The organism is Amycolatopsis coloradensis (genome assembly GCF_001953865.1).
GTDB lineage: Bacteria > Actinomycetota > Actinomycetes > Mycobacteriales > Pseudonocardiaceae > Amycolatopsis > Amycolatopsis coloradensis.
On the sequence record NZ_MQUQ01000012.1, the window covers coordinates 311265 to 326923 of the forward strand.

The 15659-nt window shown below is 70.0% G+C and carries 17 protein-coding genes; 7 read left to right on the top strand and 10 right to left on the bottom strand.

From position 1 onward, the window contains the following. Positions 1 to 44: 44 nt before the first annotated feature. From BS329_RS22735 to BS329_RS22745, 3 genes are read right to left on the bottom strand one after another with little or no spacing between them, the layout of a single operon-like run. Entirely contained in the window at positions 45 to 1133 is a 1089-nt protein-coding gene (locus BS329_RS22735) for a glycosyltransferase family 4 protein (protein ID WP_076163245.1), read from the bottom strand. Further along, on the bottom strand, positions 1126 to 3639 hold the full coding sequence (locus BS329_RS22740; protein ID WP_076163246.1) for a glycosyltransferase: 2514 nt from the start codon (positions 3637 to 3639) through the stop codon (positions 1126 to 1128). Before BS329_RS22740 ends, BS329_RS22735 begins: the two co-directional genes overlap by 8 nt. Positions 3640 to 3671: 32 nt before the next feature. Beyond that, the gene (locus tag BS329_RS22745) at positions 3672 to 4595 is read right to left on the bottom strand and encodes a glycosyltransferase family 2 protein (protein WP_076163247.1); all 924 of its coding nucleotides are present in this window, start codon (positions 4593 to 4595) and stop codon (positions 3672 to 3674) included. Between the two features lie 19 nt (positions 4596 to 4614). Between BS329_RS22745 and BS329_RS22750 the strand changes: the two genes are divergently transcribed. From BS329_RS22750 to BS329_RS22765, 5 genes are all read left to right on the top strand, one after another. Further along, positions 4615 to 5673 (top strand): glycosyltransferase family 4 protein, encoded by a 1059-nt coding sequence (locus tag BS329_RS22750; protein WP_076163446.1) that lies wholly within the window; start codon positions 4615 to 4617, stop codon positions 5671 to 5673. A 112-nt stretch (positions 5674 to 5785) separates the two neighbouring features. Continuing rightward, complete coding sequence (locus BS329_RS22755) at positions 5786 to 6922, top strand: glycosyltransferase family 4 protein (RefSeq protein ID WP_076163248.1); 1137 nt, start codon at positions 5786 to 5788, stop codon at positions 6920 to 6922. A 305-nt stretch (positions 6923 to 7227) separates the two neighbouring features. After that, positions 7228 to 7350 (top strand): hypothetical protein, encoded by a 123-nt coding sequence (locus tag BS329_RS45205; protein ID WP_279628179.1) that lies wholly within the window; start codon positions 7228 to 7230, stop codon positions 7348 to 7350. A gap of 274 nt (positions 7351 to 7624) precedes the next feature. Next, the gene (locus BS329_RS22760; protein ID WP_208619255.1) at positions 7625 to 8488 is read left to right on the top strand and encodes a glycosyltransferase family 2 protein; all 864 of its coding nucleotides are present in this window, start codon (positions 7625 to 7627) and stop codon (positions 8486 to 8488) included. Positions 8489 to 8546: 58 nt separating this feature from the next. Next, positions 8547 to 9587: a serine hydrolase domain-containing protein gene (locus BS329_RS22765; RefSeq protein ID WP_076163249.1), complete on the top strand. Its 1041-nt coding sequence runs from the start codon at positions 8547 to 8549 to the stop codon at positions 9585 to 9587. A 16-nt stretch (positions 9588 to 9603) separates the two neighbouring features. Here BS329_RS22765 and BS329_RS22770 read toward each other — a convergent pair whose 3' ends face one another. Continuing rightward, positions 9604 to 10101: a hypothetical protein gene (locus tag BS329_RS22770; RefSeq protein WP_076163250.1), complete on the bottom strand. Its 498-nt coding sequence runs from the start codon at positions 10099 to 10101 to the stop codon at positions 9604 to 9606. Positions 10102 to 10241: 140 nt separating this feature from the next. Between BS329_RS22770 and manB the strand changes: the two genes are divergently transcribed. Both manB and BS329_RS22780 read left to right on the top strand, forming a co-directional pair. Beyond that, a complete protein-coding gene (gene manB / locus BS329_RS22775; protein ID WP_076163251.1) occupies positions 10242 to 11321 on the top strand; it encodes a mannose-1-phosphate guanylyltransferase in 1080 nt (359 codons plus the stop codon). Positions 11322 to 11323: 2 nt separating this feature from the next. Then, positions 11324 to 12220: a DNA-3-methyladenine glycosylase family protein gene (locus BS329_RS22780; RefSeq protein WP_076163252.1), complete on the top strand. Its 897-nt coding sequence runs from the start codon at positions 11324 to 11326 to the stop codon at positions 12218 to 12220. On the opposite strand, the gene BS329_RS43475 is transcribed toward BS329_RS22780, so the two are convergent. From BS329_RS43475 to BS329_RS22805, 6 genes are all read right to left on the bottom strand, one after another. Continuing rightward, positions 12205 to 12360 (bottom strand): hypothetical protein, encoded by a 156-nt coding sequence (locus BS329_RS43475; protein ID WP_158075823.1) that lies wholly within the window; start codon positions 12358 to 12360, stop codon positions 12205 to 12207. The genes BS329_RS22780 and BS329_RS43475 overlap by 16 nt on opposite strands. A 25-nt stretch (positions 12361 to 12385) precedes the next feature. After that, a complete protein-coding gene (locus tag BS329_RS22785; RefSeq protein WP_244197265.1) occupies positions 12386 to 12610 on the bottom strand; it encodes a hypothetical protein in 225 nt (74 codons plus the stop codon). Positions 12611 to 12651: 41 nt separating this feature from the next. After that, positions 12652 to 13002: a GntR family transcriptional regulator gene (locus BS329_RS22790; protein WP_076163254.1), complete on the bottom strand. Its 351-nt coding sequence runs from the start codon at positions 13000 to 13002 to the stop codon at positions 12652 to 12654. 84 nt (positions 13003 to 13086) lie between these two features. Continuing rightward, complete coding sequence (locus BS329_RS22795; RefSeq protein WP_244197252.1) at positions 13087 to 13743, bottom strand: hypothetical protein; 657 nt, start codon at positions 13741 to 13743, stop codon at positions 13087 to 13089. Between the two features lie 30 nt (positions 13744 to 13773). Continuing rightward, a complete protein-coding gene (locus BS329_RS22800; RefSeq protein ID WP_076163256.1) occupies positions 13774 to 14319 on the bottom strand; it encodes an NUDIX hydrolase in 546 nt (181 codons plus the stop codon). Next, positions 14316 to 15653, bottom strand: a complete 1338-nt coding sequence (locus BS329_RS22805; RefSeq protein WP_076163448.1) for a coenzyme F420-0:L-glutamate ligase — start codon at positions 15651 to 15653, stop codon at positions 14316 to 14318. The genes BS329_RS22800 and BS329_RS22805 overlap by 4 nt, the downstream gene beginning before the upstream one ends. Positions 15654 to 15659: the final 6 nt, after the last annotated feature.

Below are 15659 nucleotides of genomic sequence, written 5' to 3' on the forward strand. Positions count from 1 at the left end.
GCGCGTGCAAGTACCGCAACTAGAGGACGAAACGCGAGGGGGGATCAGTGCTGGGTGCTGGCCTGGCGGTAGGCGGCGACGGTGAGTTCGGCGCACGCGCGCCAGGTGAAGTTCGCGACGTGGGCGCGGCGCGCGGCCGAGGTGGCGACGGCGTGCGGGTCGCTGACGGCGATCCGCAGAGCCTCCACGAGACCGTCGACGTCCTCGTAGGGGACCAGGCTCGCGCAGTTCCCGGCCACCTCGCGCAGCGCCGGGATGTCCGTGCACACCACGGGCACGTCAGACGCCATCGCTTCCAGCACCGGGAGCCCGAAGCCCTCGTCTCGCGACGGCAGCACCAGCGCGCTCGCCCCGGCGACGACCCTTCGGAGGTTCACGTCCGACAGGTAGCCGACATGTCGCGAACGTGAGCCCACCGAGAACGAGCCGGGGCCGACGAACACCAGTTCCGGCAGATCCGGTGCGGCCTCGTGCGCCTGCTGGAGCCAGTGCAGGCCCTTGCGGGGCCCGGGGGCGCCGGCGAAGAGCAGATACTTGTCCGGAAGGCCGAGTTCCTCGCGGCGTTCCTGGTCCGGCGGGCGCGCGGTGAACCAGGCCGGGTTGACGCCGAGCGGGGTGACCACGATCTTGCGGCGGTCGACGTCGAGCCGTTCGGCGATCTGATCGGCGACGGCGTTGGTGGGAGTGCAGATCACGTCGGAGAGCCGGGCGCCCCGGCGGACCAGTCGCGGGAGTTCGTGATCGCTCGGCGCGAGTTCCCCGGGAGCGTCCAAAAAGGCCAGATCGTGGATCGTCACCACCCCGGCCGCGCGGAACCGGCCGGGCAGGACGAAGTTGGTGCCGTGCACGACGTCCGTCGGGCCCGCGAACAGTTCCACCGGCGGCAGCTGGGAACGCAGCCACGCTTTGCGCAGCAACCGCGCCGCCACGGGCATGCCGCGGGCCTGGACGCCGTGCGGCAGCACCTTCCGCAGGCGCCGCCAGCCGCGCAACGTGAACGCGACCGCACGAGTGTCCACTTCGGACATGGACGCGAGTTCTTCGGACAGCGCGACCGTGTACCGGCCGATACCCGTCCTGGCACCGAGAAGCGGGGTCCCGTCGAGCAGGACGCGCAAGGGGCGGTCAGCCACGGCCGAGCCTCTGCTTGGCGACCTTGACCACCCGGCCGCCGACGCGCCGCACGAGTTCCTTCGGTCCGCCATCGGCGAGGTATTCGCGGATCAGGTCGACGTCGCGACGCAGCATTTCCTTGCCCCGCACCGGTTCGGTGAGCACGAGGTCGGCGGAGCCGGGTAGTCTGTCGGCCGCCGGACGCGGGTTCCGGCAGAATTCCACCAGTGGTTTCAGCGCTTCCGGCCAGGTGTAACGCCGGGCGACCGCGGCCATCCGTTCGACGCAGCCCGCCGCGAACTCCTCGTCGTACAACGCCTTTTCCAGCGCGTCGGCCAGCGCGTCCACGTCCTCGGCCGGGACGACGACGCCGAGCCGTTCCTCACGGACCAGGTCGGCGAACGAGTCGCCGTCGGTGGTGACGATCGGGAGCCCGGCCCACAGATAGTCCAGCACCCGGGTGCGGAACGCGAACGTCGTCTCGACATGCTCGTAGTGCGTCGTGACGCCGCAATTCGCGTCCAGCAGCCAGTTCTGGCGCTCCTCGTACGGCACCCAGTGCTGGTTGAAGAACACGTGCTTGCCGGTGAGGCCGAGCGTGTCGGACAGCAGCATCGTGCGCGCGCCGATGTCCATCTCGGTGACCTCGGGGTTGGGATGCTTCATCCCGAGGAACACCAGGCGGACGTCGCCGCGGCGCCGCCGCAGCCGCTCGATCGCGCGGACCAGGGTGAGCGGGTCGAACCAGCTGTAGACCCCGCCCGCCCACAGCACGACGTGATCGGTCTCGCCAATACCGTCCAAAGTGGACCGGAGGCCGGGGCCGGTGCGAACCGGCGCGTGAGGGGGCAGGCCGAACGGGACGATCGAGAGCAGCGACTGGGTGGTCGGGTCGGCGTCGTAGAGCCGCGGCGAGAGCCTGCCCATCGCGGCGAGGTGCCCGAGCCAGAAGTGGCGCTGACGTTCCGACGCGCACAGGAAGAAATCGCCGCGTTCCAGTTGCGCGTCGAGGACCTTGGTGACGCCGATGAGGTCGAGGGCGCGTTTGTCGTCGGGGACACCCTTGCCCTGTTCGAGCAGTTCCAGGTGCATCGGGTCGTACAGGTCCGCGACCACGATCTTGTGCGCGTACTGCTTCTTGAGCGAGGGCGCGAGTTCCAGCACGTGGCCTTGCAGGACGATGATGTCGGCCCACGCGATCGGGGCTTCCAGTTCGCGCCGGGTCGCCGCGCTGACCTGGAACGGCGCGGACGGCGGGTCGGCGAGAGGGTTGACCGTCACCAGGTGGACGTCGTGTTCGGCGGCCAGGGTCGCGGACATGTTCCACGCGCGGATCGCCGGGCCCGCCATCCGCTCGGTGATCGCGTCGCCGGTGATCACCAGTACCTTGCGGCGCTGCCCGAAGAGCGCGTCGATACCGAAGGTCTCGACCAGGATGTCGTGCGCCGCGAGATAACGCGGCAGCGGGTACGCGGGCTCCAACGCCTTGCGCAGCAAGGGAAGGAGGTCGGCGTCGGTACGGACGCGGGCAGCCTGCTCGATGGCGCGGGACTCGGCGAGCGACGGCAGCAGCTCGACGAACTGATCGATCGCGAGTACGCCTGCCAACGTCGTCCGCGGTACCTCGACCGGACCGGTTTCGGCCGGGCCGACACCCTTGGCGAGGTCGAACCGAGTGGCGTCGAGATCGCCGCGCGCGGTCGCCCGGCGGACGGCCAGCGCCAGCGCGGCCGGCAGCGCGCGTGACAGTGTCTCGTCGGAGAGGTTCTTGTACAGCGCGGCCAAAGCGTTGCGCTCCAGCAAGAACGTCTCGCGGCCGGAGTCCGGAGCGTCCACTGTGGACATCGTGGCATGGTGCTTGTGGTAGGTCAGCGATTCCGGCACGTACCGGACGCGCCAGCCGCGCAGGTTCAGCCGCCAGCCGAGATCGACGTCCTCGTAGAACATGAAGAACCGCTCGTCGAACCCGCCGAGTTCGGCGAACACCCCGGCGCGGACGAACATCGCCGAACCGGTCGCGAACAGGACGTCCTTGGCGATCTCGTGCTCGGCGGCCGGGACGTCGGCCAGCGGGCTGCCCGCGTGCCGCTTGTAGCCCATGCCGAACCAGGTCAGGCCCGCGTCGACGAAGTCGGTGCCGGTGCCGTCCCAGTCGAGGACCTTGCTGGCCACCGCGGCGACCGTCGGCCGCGCGCGGAGTTCGGCGACGGCGGCGCCTGCCCAGCCGGGCGCCGGGCGGGCGTCGTTGTTGAGGAAGGCGAGGACGGTGCCGGTGGCGTGCTTCGCGCCGAGGTTGCAGCCGCCCGCGAAGCCGGTGTTCACCGGGGACTCGACGAGCTTGACGCCCGGGGCCGCGGCCTTGATCTCGGCCACGTCGGTGCCGCCGGAGGCGTTGTCGACGCAGATGACCTCGAGGTTCGGGTAATCGTGTTCAGCCAGTGCGCGCAGGCAGGTGACGGTGTCGGCGGCCCCGCGAAAGTTCACCACGATCACCGAGACGACCGGTTGCGTTTCCCCCTGCGCCAAAGCCGTACTCCCTGCTCTCGATTGGGGCAAGCTTAATTGCCTGCCCACGCGTCCCAGACCGCGCCTCGGCCGAGTGCCGCGCGCCGCCCGATGGCCCGCCGCTCGAGCAGCGTGCGCGGCAGGCGGGCGGCGACCTCACCCAGCACCCGGTACCGCAGGTTCGGACGAAAGTTCGGCGCCTCCGGTTTCCCTCGAAGGGATAGGACGAGCGTGAGCGCGGCGAACTTCAGCAGTTGGCGGAGCGCGACCGCGCGCGGAGCACACCGGAGGAGGGTCAGCAGGCGGTTGCGTTCATTCCACCGGTGGAACTGGACCGAACCGGGCCGAGTGCTCGCGCCATGCCGGTGGGTGACCTCGGCGTCGGCGCTGACGACGTCCCAGCCCGCGAGGCGCAGGCGCCACGCGGTGTCGGTGTCCTCGTAGTAGCAGAAATAGGAGGCAGGGACGCCGCCGACGGAGCGGAGCGCCTCGACGTTCAGCACGGCCGCGCCCCCGCAGAAGCCGAAGACCTCGCCGGTGGGTTCCGGCAGGTCGGCGCCGTGGCCGTCGGCGGTCAGGCGGACGCCGGTGGACTGGACGGTCCCGTCGGCCAGCGTCAGCCGGGCGCTCACGGCCGCGGCGAGCGGGGCTTTCGCGAGGGTGTCTTCGCAGTTCGCGAGCCATTCCGCGGCGGGCGCGGCGTCGTCGTTCAGCCATGCCATCAATGGAGTGTCCACTTTGTTCAGTGCGGCGGCCATGGCACCCGCGTAACCGGTGTTGCGTCGCAGCCGGAGCACCTCGGGCTTCGACGGGTGAGCGGCGAGGAGCGCGGCCGTTCCGTCGTCGGAGGCGTTGTCGACGACCAGGGTGCGGTGCGGACGGGACTGCGCGGCGAGGGCGTCGAGGCAGGCGGTGACGTGCGCGGCGCCGCGCCAGGTGACCACGACGACGGTGGTGCTGGGCTCGGCGGCGGTCATGCCAGAGAGAATAGAGACCATGCCCGAACTGGTCGTGCTCGCCGAGCAGCTGCTGGCGCCCGTCCCCGGCGGGACCGGCCGCTATACCGGCGAGCTGCTGCGGGCGCTCGCCGAGACCGCGCCGCCGGGCTGGACGGTGTCGAGCGTGGTCGCGCGGCATCCCGACGTCGACGCCGCGTTCGTCGAGGGGGTCGAAGGGCCGCGCGTGCTGCCGATCCCGCCCCGGGCGCTGATCGCGGCCTGGCAGCTGGGCCTGCCGTGGTGGCCGGGCGGCGACGCGGTGCACGCGCCGACACCCCTCGCGCCCGCCCGGGTGCCGAAGGGGCGGACGCTGTCGGTCGCGGTGCACGACACCGTGCCGTGGACGCATCCCGAGACGCTGACGCCGCGCGGAGTCTCGTGGCACAAGGCGGTGATCGCGCGCGCCGCGTCGCGGGCGACCGCGCTGACCGTGCCGACACGAGCGATCGCGGACGAACTCGCGGGGCTGGTGCCGGTCTCCGTGCCGCTTCGCGTGATTCCACACGGGGTTCGGCCGCATACCGAGTTCGCCGAGGTCGCGCTGCCCGGGCGTTACGTGCTGGCGATCGGGACGATCGAGCCACGCAAGGGCGTCGACGTGCTGATCGACGCCGCCGGCCGGATCGGGGTGCCGCTGGTCCTGGCCGGGCAACCGGGCTGGGGCGGAATCGATCCGGGTGCGCTGGCGCGTGAGCACGGCGCGGACGTCCGGCTGCTGGGGAAGGTGAGCGACGCGGAACTGGCGTTCGCGTTGCGGGGCGCGTCCGTGCTGGCGATGCCGAGCCGGGCGGAGGGGTTCGGGCTGCCGCTGATCGAGGCGATGGCGGCGGGGGTGCCGGTGGTGCACTCGGCCGTCCCGGCTCTGGTCGAGGTCGCCGGGGGAGCGGGCGTCGTCGTACCGGTGGGTGACGCGCAAGCGCTTGCCGCCGCCCTGCGTGACGTACTGGACCATTCGGAGCAAGCGGCAGCGCTGCGTGACAGCGGTTTCAGCCGTTCGAGTGACTTCACCTGGCAGCGTGCCGCTTCCGCTGTTTGGGCCCTTCACCTGCGTCGTTAGGTCGCCTGGCAAGAGTCGCCGGAGTTCTTCCTTGCCTGGAGAGAATCTGCCGGTTCCCCACCACCGGGGCGGGATGCCGTCGTACTCTGCGAGGGTGACCGATGACCCTCGCGTGCTGATCGACGCGACAGCCGTCCCGGCGGACAGGGGTGGCGTCGGTCGCTACGTGGATTCGCTGGTCGCGGCACTGGACGCGGACGGCGCGCGGATCACCGTCGTCTGTCAGCCGCGGGACGCGGTGTTGTACGACCGCCTGGCGCCGGATGCGCGGATCGTGCCCACCTCGCCGTCGACTTCGACCCGGACCGCGCGGCTGACCTGGGAGCAGGCGACGCTGCCCCGGCTGGTCCGCCGGCTCGCCGCCGACGTCGTCCACTCGCCGCACTACACGATGCCGCTGGCCAGCCCGGCCGCATCGGTGGTGACGCTGCACGACGCGACCTTCTTCACCGATGCGATCCTGCACTCTTCGGTGAAGGCGCGCTTCTTCCGCGCCTGGACCGCGACGGCGCTTCGCCGCGCGACGCTGTGTGTCGTGCCGAGCATCGCGACGGCGGCTGAGCTGGGGCGCGTCGGCCAGGCGCGGACGGCCGAGCTGGAGATCATCCACCACGGCGTCGAACCGGATCGGTTCCATCCGCCGTCGCCCGCCGAGATCGAGGCCGCGCGAAAGGCCGTCGGACTCGGGAAGACGCCGTACGTCGCCTTCCTCGGCGCGCTGGAACCGCGTAAGAACGTGCCCGCGCTGATCCGCGGCTTCGCACACGCCGTGATCGGCAGGCCGAACCCGCCCGCGCTGGTGCTGGCCGGTCAGCCGGGCTGGGATTCGCAGGTCGAGCGCGCGCTGGACGCCGTGCCGCACCGGCTGCGGGTGATCCGCGCCGGCTATCTGCCGTTCGACACGCTCGCCGGTTTCCTCGGTGGCTCCGAACTGGTCGCCTACCCGAGCCTCGGCGAGGGGTTCGGGCTGCCGGTGCTGGAGGCGATGGCATGCGGCGCGAGCGTGCTCACGACACGACGGCTCTCGCTGCCGGAGGTCGGCGGGGACGCGGTCGCCTATTGCGGTGTCGGCGCCGGGGACGTCGCCGCGGCCATCTCGGAACTGCTCGACGACCCGTCGCGGCGGGCGGAGCTGGCCGAAGCCGCGCAGCGGCGGGCGAAGGAGTTCTCGTGGGCGACGACAGCGGAGCGTCATCGGGAGGCTTACGCGAAGGCTTGGCACCGGCATGCGCAGCGGCGGGCGGGCTGAAGGGGACTTTGCTCTCGTCAGATGCAGGGAAGGCGCCCCTTCGCCGTGTCGGACGCGGGTATGGGCCCCTCAGCTCTCACCGGTCCCTCTGACGAGCAGTTGGCCAGGATTGGGGTATAGTTCGCTGTGCGAGGTCCCCGTGGGGCCGAGTATGAAAGCTCGTGACGCGTCCGGACGGTCGTCTCACGGGCTTTTCGCTTTCTCCAGGTCGATGACCGCTTGCGGCGCCAATTTCCGCCCGCGCCGAAACACCAGCCGCCCGCGTCGGAAATCCACACCAAGGCGCGCTGCAAGGTCCTGCGGTCGTGGACATCGCGATGGTCTCTGGAGCCGAGGACGAGCCGGCGAGCGTTCTTGGCGAGCAGATCGCCGACGGCGGCCTCGAGACATCTCTGTCTGGCGTTTACTTCCGTCTTGCGGGTGCATGACCCCACGTTCGAGAGTGGTGATCCGGCTGATCAGTTGTCTGCGGCGCGGTTCCTTCTCCTTCTTGAAATGCAGCTCCCGTGCGCCGGGCAGAAGTAGGGCATTCAGCTCTCGCGCACTGACTCGTCGGTGAAGGCGTGCACGGGCATCAATCCATTCTTCCCGATCTTGATCGCGGAGTGTGTTCGAGCGAATACGCATAGTTGCTTCGGAGCAAATTGTGCTGGACGGGGTGGGGGCCGGAGTCGCGTTCGGTGACGGGTGGACAATGGCCGCGTGACTGAGCACCCCAGCTACGGCGACGGGCTCGCCGTCGTGACCGTGACGTACTTCCCCGGCGAAACCCTCGAGAAGTTCCTCGACACGCTCGAGAAGGCGACGGACCGGGATGTCCAGGTCGTCGTCGCCGACAACGACTCCACGGACGGCGCGCCCGAGAAGGCCGCCCTGCGGGACAACGTCAAGCTGGTCAGCATCGGCGAGAACGTCGGTTACGGCACGGCCGCCAACCGCGGTGTCGCGGCGCTGGACGACAGCTACGGCTGGATCGTCGTGGTGAATCCGGACCTCGAATGGGAACCCGGTTCGCTCGACGCGTTGCTGGAGGTCGCCGAGCGCTGGCCGCGCGGGGGTGCTTTCGGGCCGCTGATCCACGACCTCGACGGGACCGTCTACCCGTCGGCTCGCCTGCTGCCGTCGTTCGGCCGGGGGATCGGGCACGCGGCGTTCGGCAAGATCTGGCCGGGCAACCCGTGGACGCGCCAGTACCGCCAGGAGACCGGCACTCCCGCCGAGCGCACGGCGGGCTGGCTTTCCGGGTCCTGCCAGCTGTTCCGCCGCGAGGCGTTCGACTCGGTCGACGGGTTCGACACGCGCTACTTCATGTACTTCGAGGACGTCGACCTCGGTGAGCGGCTGACCCGCGCCGGCTGGCTGAACGTGTACGCGCCTTCATCCAGCGTCATGCACATCGGCGGGCATTCGACTTCGCAGGCTTCGGAAAAGATGCTGCGCGCGCATCACGACAGTGCCTACCGCTACCTCGCGGACCGTCACCCCGGCCTCCTGTGGAAGCCGGTCATGCTCGCGGTGAAGGCCGGTCTCGCGCTGCGGCTCAAGCTGGAGACCCGCAAGAAGTAGCCGTTCCGGCCAACGGAACTCGCGCGACTCGCGAACCCGCCGTCGTTACCGTCGGCACATGGATTTCGCCGAGTTGGACGCCTGGTTGACCGAACGGGCCGGGGAGGACCGCTTCTCCGGGGTCGTGCTGATCCGCCGCGGCGACGAGACGCTGTTCGAACGCGGATACGGCCTGGCCAGCCGACGCTGGTCGGTGCCGAACGCGCCGGACATCCGGTACGACACGGCGTCGATCACCAAGGTCGTCACCGCGATCGCCGCACTGCGACTGGCCGAGCAGGGGCACCTCGACCTGGATCGTCCGATCGGCGAGATCATCGATCTCACCGGAACGGTGATCGCGCCCGAGGCGACCACGCGGCACCTGCTCACGCACACCTCCGGCATAGCCGACGACGCCGACGAAGAGGCGGGCGAGAGCTACGAGGCGTTGTGGGTCGACAGGCCGGTGTACTCGGTCGTGAACACCCGCGACCATCTGCCCAACTTCGCTTACCGGGCACCGAATTTCGCACCCGGCGAAGGCTGCCGGTACTGCAACTCGGGGTACGTCCTCGCCGGTCTGGTGATCGAGGCGGTCGTCGGCGGGCCTTATCGCGAACATGTCCAGGAGACCGTGCTCGACCGCGCGGGGATGACCGAGTCGGGCTTCTTCGACCGGCGCGATCCGCAGCCGAGGGTCGCCGAGGGCTGGGACGAGATCTTCGACGGCGAGCTGGTCACCGGGTGGAAGCAGAACATCTTCAGCTACCCGCCGATCGGTTCACCCGATGGGGGCGCGTACTGCACTGTCGGCGACCTCGTCCGGTTTCTGCGGGCGATCCGCGAAGAACGGCTTCTGTCGCCGGAACGCACGAAGGAGTTCCTCACGCCGCAGGTGCTGCACAGCAAGGGCGTCTGGTACGGCTTCGGCCTCGAATTCGTCCTGGAGCGGGACGGTTCGGTGTGGAACTACTACAAGGATGGCGGCAACGCCGGTGTCTGCTCGCTCGCGCGGCACTATCCGGGCGTGGGGCTGGACGTCGCGATGCTGTCGAACCACACCTACGGGGGAGGCGCGGCGATCCGAGAGATCGATCGGGTGATCCGGGCTTCCTGACGACCGCGCGTAGGGTCTAGATACCGTCCAGGCGTCGCGAAAGGTTCGAACGCCCCGAAGGGTTCTGCTTCACGGTCGGCACCAGGCCACCGACCTCGTTCTCGAGAGTGTCCGGCTCCGGATGCTCGATCAGGGGGCTTTGCACCGGCGCGGCGGGCGGCCGCCGGGTGAGAGGGGTCGTCGCCTGCGGCAGAGGCCTGGTCGGCTGCATGCCGGGACGGCGCGGGTACGGCTGCGGCTGTGTCGAGCCTTCGCCCCGCAGCGGCGGCAGGTCCAGCCGGGTGGTCGGTTCGGGCCCCGCCAGCGGGTGATCGTTCTCCGCGATCAGCGAGGCCGGTAGCTGCGTGGTCGTGTCCGGGTCCGACGAACGGTCGATCTCGGCGACCACCGATCGGGGGATCTGCTGGGTGTTCGCGGAGTCCATCGGCGACGTCGCGTTGTCCGGTGTCACGACGAAGGCTCCACGCGCGCTGGCGCGTGCGAGCAAGGCGTCCGCCCGAGCACGGGGGTCCATCCCCTAGGCCTCCCGACTGACCTGGGGCCCTCTGGGTTCAGGGCCGACTGTGTGCTGTCTAGGGTAGGCCCTCGGGGCGGCCGACGTCAGGGTTTCCCGCGGCTTGTCGCCTGGCGGCACGTGATACAGGAGGAGTTTCTGTGACGTCTGAGGTCAAGACCGACGCCGTGGTGCTCGTCGGGGGGAGGGGAACCCGGCTGCGCCCACTGACCCTTTCGGCGCCGAAGCCGATGCTCCCGACAGCGGGTACGCCCTACCTGAGTCACCTGTTCTCGCGCATCCGCGAGGCCGGGATGACCCACGTTGTACTGGGAACTTCCTACCGCGCCGAAGTCTTCGAGGAGTATTTCGGCGACGGGTCGGAGCACGGTCTCGAACTCGAATACGTCGTCGAGGAGGAGCCGCTCGACACCGCCGGGGCCATCCGCAACGTCTACGACCGGCTCCGCGCGGACAACGTGATCGTCTTCAACGGTGACATCATCTCCGGTGCCGATCTTTCAGAACAGTTGCGGACGCACACGGAATCCGGCGCCGATGTGACCCTGCACCTGCAGCGCGTGCCCGATCCCAGCCGGTTCGGCTCGGTCCCGACCGACGAGAACGGGCGGGTCACGGCCTTCATGGAGAAGACTCCGAACCCGCCGACCGACCAGATCAACGCCGGCTGCTACGTCTTCCGCCGTGAGGTGGTCGAGTCGATCCCGGCCGGGCGGCGGATCTCCGTCGAGCGTGAGACCTTCCCCACCTTGCTCGAAAGCGGTGCGCACCTGCACGGGTTCGTGGACTCTTCCTACTGGCTCGACGTCGGCACGCCGGAGGCGTTCGTCCGCGGTAGTGCGGACCTCGTCCGCGGCGTGGCGCCGACGTCGGCGCTGCCCGGCCCGGTAGGCGAGGCACTGGTGCTGGACGGTGCGAAGGTGTCCGAGAGTGCCGTCCTGCGCGGCGGTTCGACGGTCGGCGTCGGCGCGGTGATCGGTAGTGGCGTGACGGTGGACGGGTCTGTCGTCTTTGACGGCGCGGAGGTCGGCGAAGGGGCTGTCATCGAGCGCTCGGTGCTCGGCGCCGGAGCGAAGATCGGCGCGGGAACGGTGCTTCGCGGCGTCGTCATCGGCGATGGCGCCTCGGTGGGCGCGGGCTGCGAACTGCTCGACGGTGCTCGCGTCTGGCCGGGTGTGACCCTGCCCGAGGGCGGCCTCCGGTTTTCGAGCGACGCCTAGCCATGCTGTTCCGCCCCGGCTTCGAACTCGACCTGGACACGGTGCTGGGTCCGCTGAGTCGTGGGTCACGGTCGCCCAACCTCGTCCGCACCGAGGGCGGGGTCACCTGGCTGGCCGCCAACACCGCCGACGGCGCCGGCACGCTCGCGCTGCTGCGGCGCGCGGACGGCGAGATCGAGGCGGAGGCCTGGGGGCCCGGCGCGGACAGGCTGCTCGATGGGGTCCCGGCGATGCTGGGCGCGCACGACGACGATTCCGAATTCGTGGCGCATCACGACGTCATCGCGTCGGCGCGGCGCCGGAATCCGGGACTGCGCCTCGGCTCGACCGGCCGGGTGTGGGACGCGCTGGTGCTCGCCGTGCTGGAACAGAAGGTGACCAGCGTGGAGGCGCTGCGATCGTGGGGCGAACTGTGCCGCTGGTTCGGGGAAACCGCGCCGGGACCGGCGCCGTCACGGTTGCGGGTGCCGCCGACACCCGTCGCCATCCGGTCCATTGTGGACTGGAAATGGCATCGTGCCGGAGTGGACCTGAAACGGCGGACGACGCTGATCACCGCGGCCCGTGTCGCGACTCGGCTGGAGAAAGCCGTCGAGCTGAAGGGCGCCGAGGGCCGGGCTTGGCTACGGAAGGTGCCGGGCATCGGCGTGTGGACCGCCGCGGAGATCGCGCAGCGCGCCTGGGGCGACCCGGACGCGGTGAGCTTCGGCGACTACAACATCCCGTCGATGGTCGGGCACGCGCTGATCGGCACGAAACTCGACGACGCCGGGATGTCCGAGGTGCTGGCGCCGTATTCACCGCAGCGGCAACGCGCGGTGCGCTACCTGTCGACGGCCGGATTCCGCCGGCCGCGGTTCGGACCGAAGATCGAACTGCGCGACTATCGCGCGATGTGACTCGGCCGAGTTCTGGTTGCCCAGCCCTGCGGCGGGCCCGGGTACTGCGGCGGCTGCTTGGCGCTCGACTTCACGAGGAAGTACACGCCGATCCCGGCCGGGACCAGGACGCCGACCCCGAGCACCGGAAGGAAGACCACGCGCCGAGGTTGGCCGGTCCGGCGATCACCAGCCAGGCGGCGGCTGCTGCGGCGGCTGACCGGGGTACTGCTGAGGCGGGTATGGACCCTGTGGGCCGCCCTGGGGGTACTGAGGCGGGTACGGCGGCTGCGGCGGGTACTGGGGCGGATAGGGCGGCGGCTTCGGCTTGTTGAGCGTCTTGATCAGGAAGAAGATCCCGACCCCCACGCCCGCGAGCACGGCCACGATGAACACGAGTTCGATGATCATGACCACGACAGACCCCTTCGTTCGTTCCAGCGGAGGGTAGATCAGCCCAGGGCCGCGTCGACGATCGCCTTCGCCTCGTCACGGTCGAGGCCCAGTTTCCTGGTCAGCGCGGCGTAATCGGCGGCGGCTCGCCTCGCTCGTTCGCGGGTCTCATCGCCGACGGCGCCGACGAAAGTGCCCGCGCGGCCGCGGGTCTCGATCAGGCCCGCTTCTTCGAGCTCACGGTAGGCCTTCGCGACGGTGTTGGGGGCGATGCCGAGGTCCTCGGCCAGTTTTCGCACGGTCGGGAGTTTCGCCCCGACGGGCAGTGAGCCGTCGTTGATCCGCGCCGCGTAGGCCGTGCGCACCTGCTCGAAGGGTGGGACCGAGGAGTTCGGGTCGACCGTGACCATGCGGTTTCTCCCTGCTGGAAATGCCGTGAAGGCCTCCTTCACTACTTTGAGAGTAGGTAAGGAGGCCTTCGCGGAATGTCGGGGCTACTGGCGGGGCGGGACCACCTGGGTCCGGTCCCCGCCGGGAACGACCTGGGTGGCGTCACCGGCGCCACCGGGCACCACCTGCGTCCGGTCACCGCCGGCGGGTGCGACGACCTGGGTGCGATCGGCGCCCGCGTCCGCCTGGTGCTGCCGGGACACGACCTGCGTGCGGTCCGCGCTGCCGTCGACCGGCGGACCGGTCTGCGGAGGCGGCGGCGGAAAACCGGGGGCAGTCGGTGCGGCGATCGGAGGCTGCGACATGGCGAACGGGTTGTGCCCAGGGTTGCCGGGCGGCGGCGCGAAACCCGCGGCCGGCGGCGCGAAACCCGCCGGAGCCGGGGCCGGAGGCGCCGGGAAACCGGGCGCCTGGCCGTAACCGGGCTGAGGCGGCGGGAAACCGGGCTGCTGCTGCCGGTTGCCCTGCGGGGCGGGCGGGGGCGGCGGGAAGCCCGGAGCCGGGCCGCCGCCGCCGAAGTTCGGGTTCTGCGGGAAGGTCATCGGCGGCTTCTTCGCCTGGTTGACCTTCACGATGATCACCACGACCACGATGATGACGATGATGATCGCCAGGATCAGCAGAAACCAGCCGAAGCCGTCACCGTCACCGCTGCTGTGGACCCGGACCCGGTCCAGGTATGGCGTCAGCGTCGTCAGCATCATTCCCCCTTTTGAACGTCAGCCGACACCTTAACGGCCGAGTGGCGCGGGGAGGGCCGCTTCCACCAGTTCGGTGAGATCTTCCGACCCCGGAGGAAGGGAATTCACCGGCCACCAGCGAAGATCATCCGATTCGTCGCTTTGTGCCGGCTGTGCGCCAAGGGGTGCGCGCACGACGAAACGCACGTCGAAATGCCTTGTCGGCACGCCGAGCGAGCAGGTGATCGGGTGGACGTCGAGATGCACCGGAACCGGGTCGATCACCAGCTCCTCGATACCCGATTCCTCCCGCGCCTCACGCAAAGCCGCGTCCGCGAGTGTCGCGTCGCCCGGTTCGCAATGCCCGCCGAGCTGCAACCAGCGGCCGACTCGCGGATGCAGGGTGAGGAGCACGTTTTCCGCGTCGGCGTCCAGAAGTACGGCCGACGCGGTGATGTGCCCGGCCGCGCATTCGCGGCGGCAGACGTCGTCGCGGGCGGCGAGGAAGCCGAGATAGGCCTGGCGCAAGGATTCCTGGGCGGCGTCCGCCGGTCGCCAACCGGACAAAGTGGACACAACGTCAGCGTGGAGGGTCACAGTTCGAGAAGTCCTTCTCCGGGATCGCCCGCGCCGCGAGCGGGTGGCAGGGCGGCGGGATGGCCGATCGCGACCGCGCCGAGCGGCTCCCAGCGCGCGTCCAGGCCGAGCACCTCACGCACGATGGCGGGCGCGAAGATGGTCGATCCGATCCAGCACGAGCCGAGGTCTTCGGCGGCGAGCGCGACCAGCAGACCCTGCACCGCCGCGCCACCGGCGACGGTGAACATCGTGTGCTCGCAGGCATTCCGGCGATCGTCGCGGTAGGTGTGCGCGCCCTCGGCGACGAGGAACGGCACCACGACCTCGGGGGCGTCGTACAGGATGTCGCCGCGGCTGAGGCGTTTCGCGACCTGCTCGGCGGTGAAGTCGTCGGCTTCGAGATCGGCCTGCCACGACGCCTTCATCGCGTCGAGAAGCTTGCGGCGCAAGCCTTCCTCGCGCAACCACACGAACCGGACCGGTTTCGTGTGATGCGGTGCGGGCGCGGTCAGCGCTGTCGAGACGGCCCGGCGCAGCACCTCGGGATCGACCGGCTCGCCGGTGAACGACCGGATCGAACGCCGCGCGAGCACCGCTTCCCGCCGTCCCTGCGCGATGGCTTCGTTGGTGCCGAGCCGGAACAGGTCCTCTTCGATCGGCCGGATCAGCTCGCGGGCGGTGGAACCGTCGTCGGTCAGCCGGAGCCCGCGCACGACGGCGACGGGTGTGCCGCCGAGTTTCCCCTTGACCAGATCCGCCGCGGCGGCGAGTTCGTCGGCGATCGCCACCTCGGTGACCGCTAGTTCGTTGCCCTGGCTGTCGACTTCACCCGCGTACGCGTGCAGCACCCGCAGCCCGGACGAACCGATCGCGGCGTCGGTCTGCCCGACCCGCCACGCGCGGCCCATGGTGTCGGTGATCACGACCGCGACCTCGACACCCGTCCGCTCGCGCAGCCCGTTGCGCAGCGCGAGCGCGGAGGCGTCCGGATCCGTCGGCAGCAGCGCGACCTCACCGGCGGCCACGTTCGACGCGTCCACGCCGGACGCCGCCTGCACGATGCCGAGCTTGTTCTCGGTGATCACCGTCCGGTTGATCCGCGCGATCACGCGGACGGACTCGTCCTCGACGAGTTCGCGCCGGGCGGCGTCACGCTCTTCGGGATCAGTGGGGACGCGGATCAGCATGCCCTCGGCCTTGGAGACGATCTTGCTCGTCACGACCAGGACATCACCCGAACGCAGCCAGGGGACCGCCTTGACGATCGCGCCGGTCAGGTCGTCACCGGGACGGAACTCCGGGAGTCCTTCGACGGGCAAGATCTCGATCTTCGAAGAAGCGTGATCAGGCAGTTTCAT

Coding starts and splice junctions, on each gene's coding strand:
- BS329_RS22745 (WP_076163247.1), bottom strand. CDS start 4,595: ATGACCGCCGCCGAGCCCAGCACCACCGTCGTCGTGGTCACCTGGCGC.
- BS329_RS22750 (WP_076163446.1), top strand. CDS start 4,615: ATGCCCGAACTGGTCGTGCTCGCCGAGCAGCTGCTGGCGCCCGTCCCC.
- BS329_RS22765 (WP_076163249.1), top strand. CDS start 8,547: ATGGATTTCGCCGAGTTGGACGCCTGGTTGACCGAACGGGCCGGGGAG.
- BS329_RS22770 (WP_076163250.1), bottom strand. CDS start 10,101: ATGGACCCCCGTGCTCGGGCGGACGCCTTGCTCGCACGCGCCAGCGCG.
- BS329_RS22780 (WP_076163252.1), top strand. CDS start 11,324: ATGCTGTTCCGCCCCGGCTTCGAACTCGACCTGGACACGGTGCTGGGT.
- BS329_RS22785 (WP_244197265.1), bottom strand. CDS start 12,610: ATGATCATCGAACTCGTGTTCATCGTGGCCGTGCTCGCGGGCGTGGGG.
- BS329_RS22790 (WP_076163254.1), bottom strand. CDS start 13,002: ATGGTCACGGTCGACCCGAACTCCTCGGTCCCACCCTTCGAGCAGGTG.
- BS329_RS22795 (WP_244197252.1), bottom strand. CDS start 13,743: ATGCTGACGACGCTGACGCCATACCTGGACCGGGTCCGGGTCCACAGC.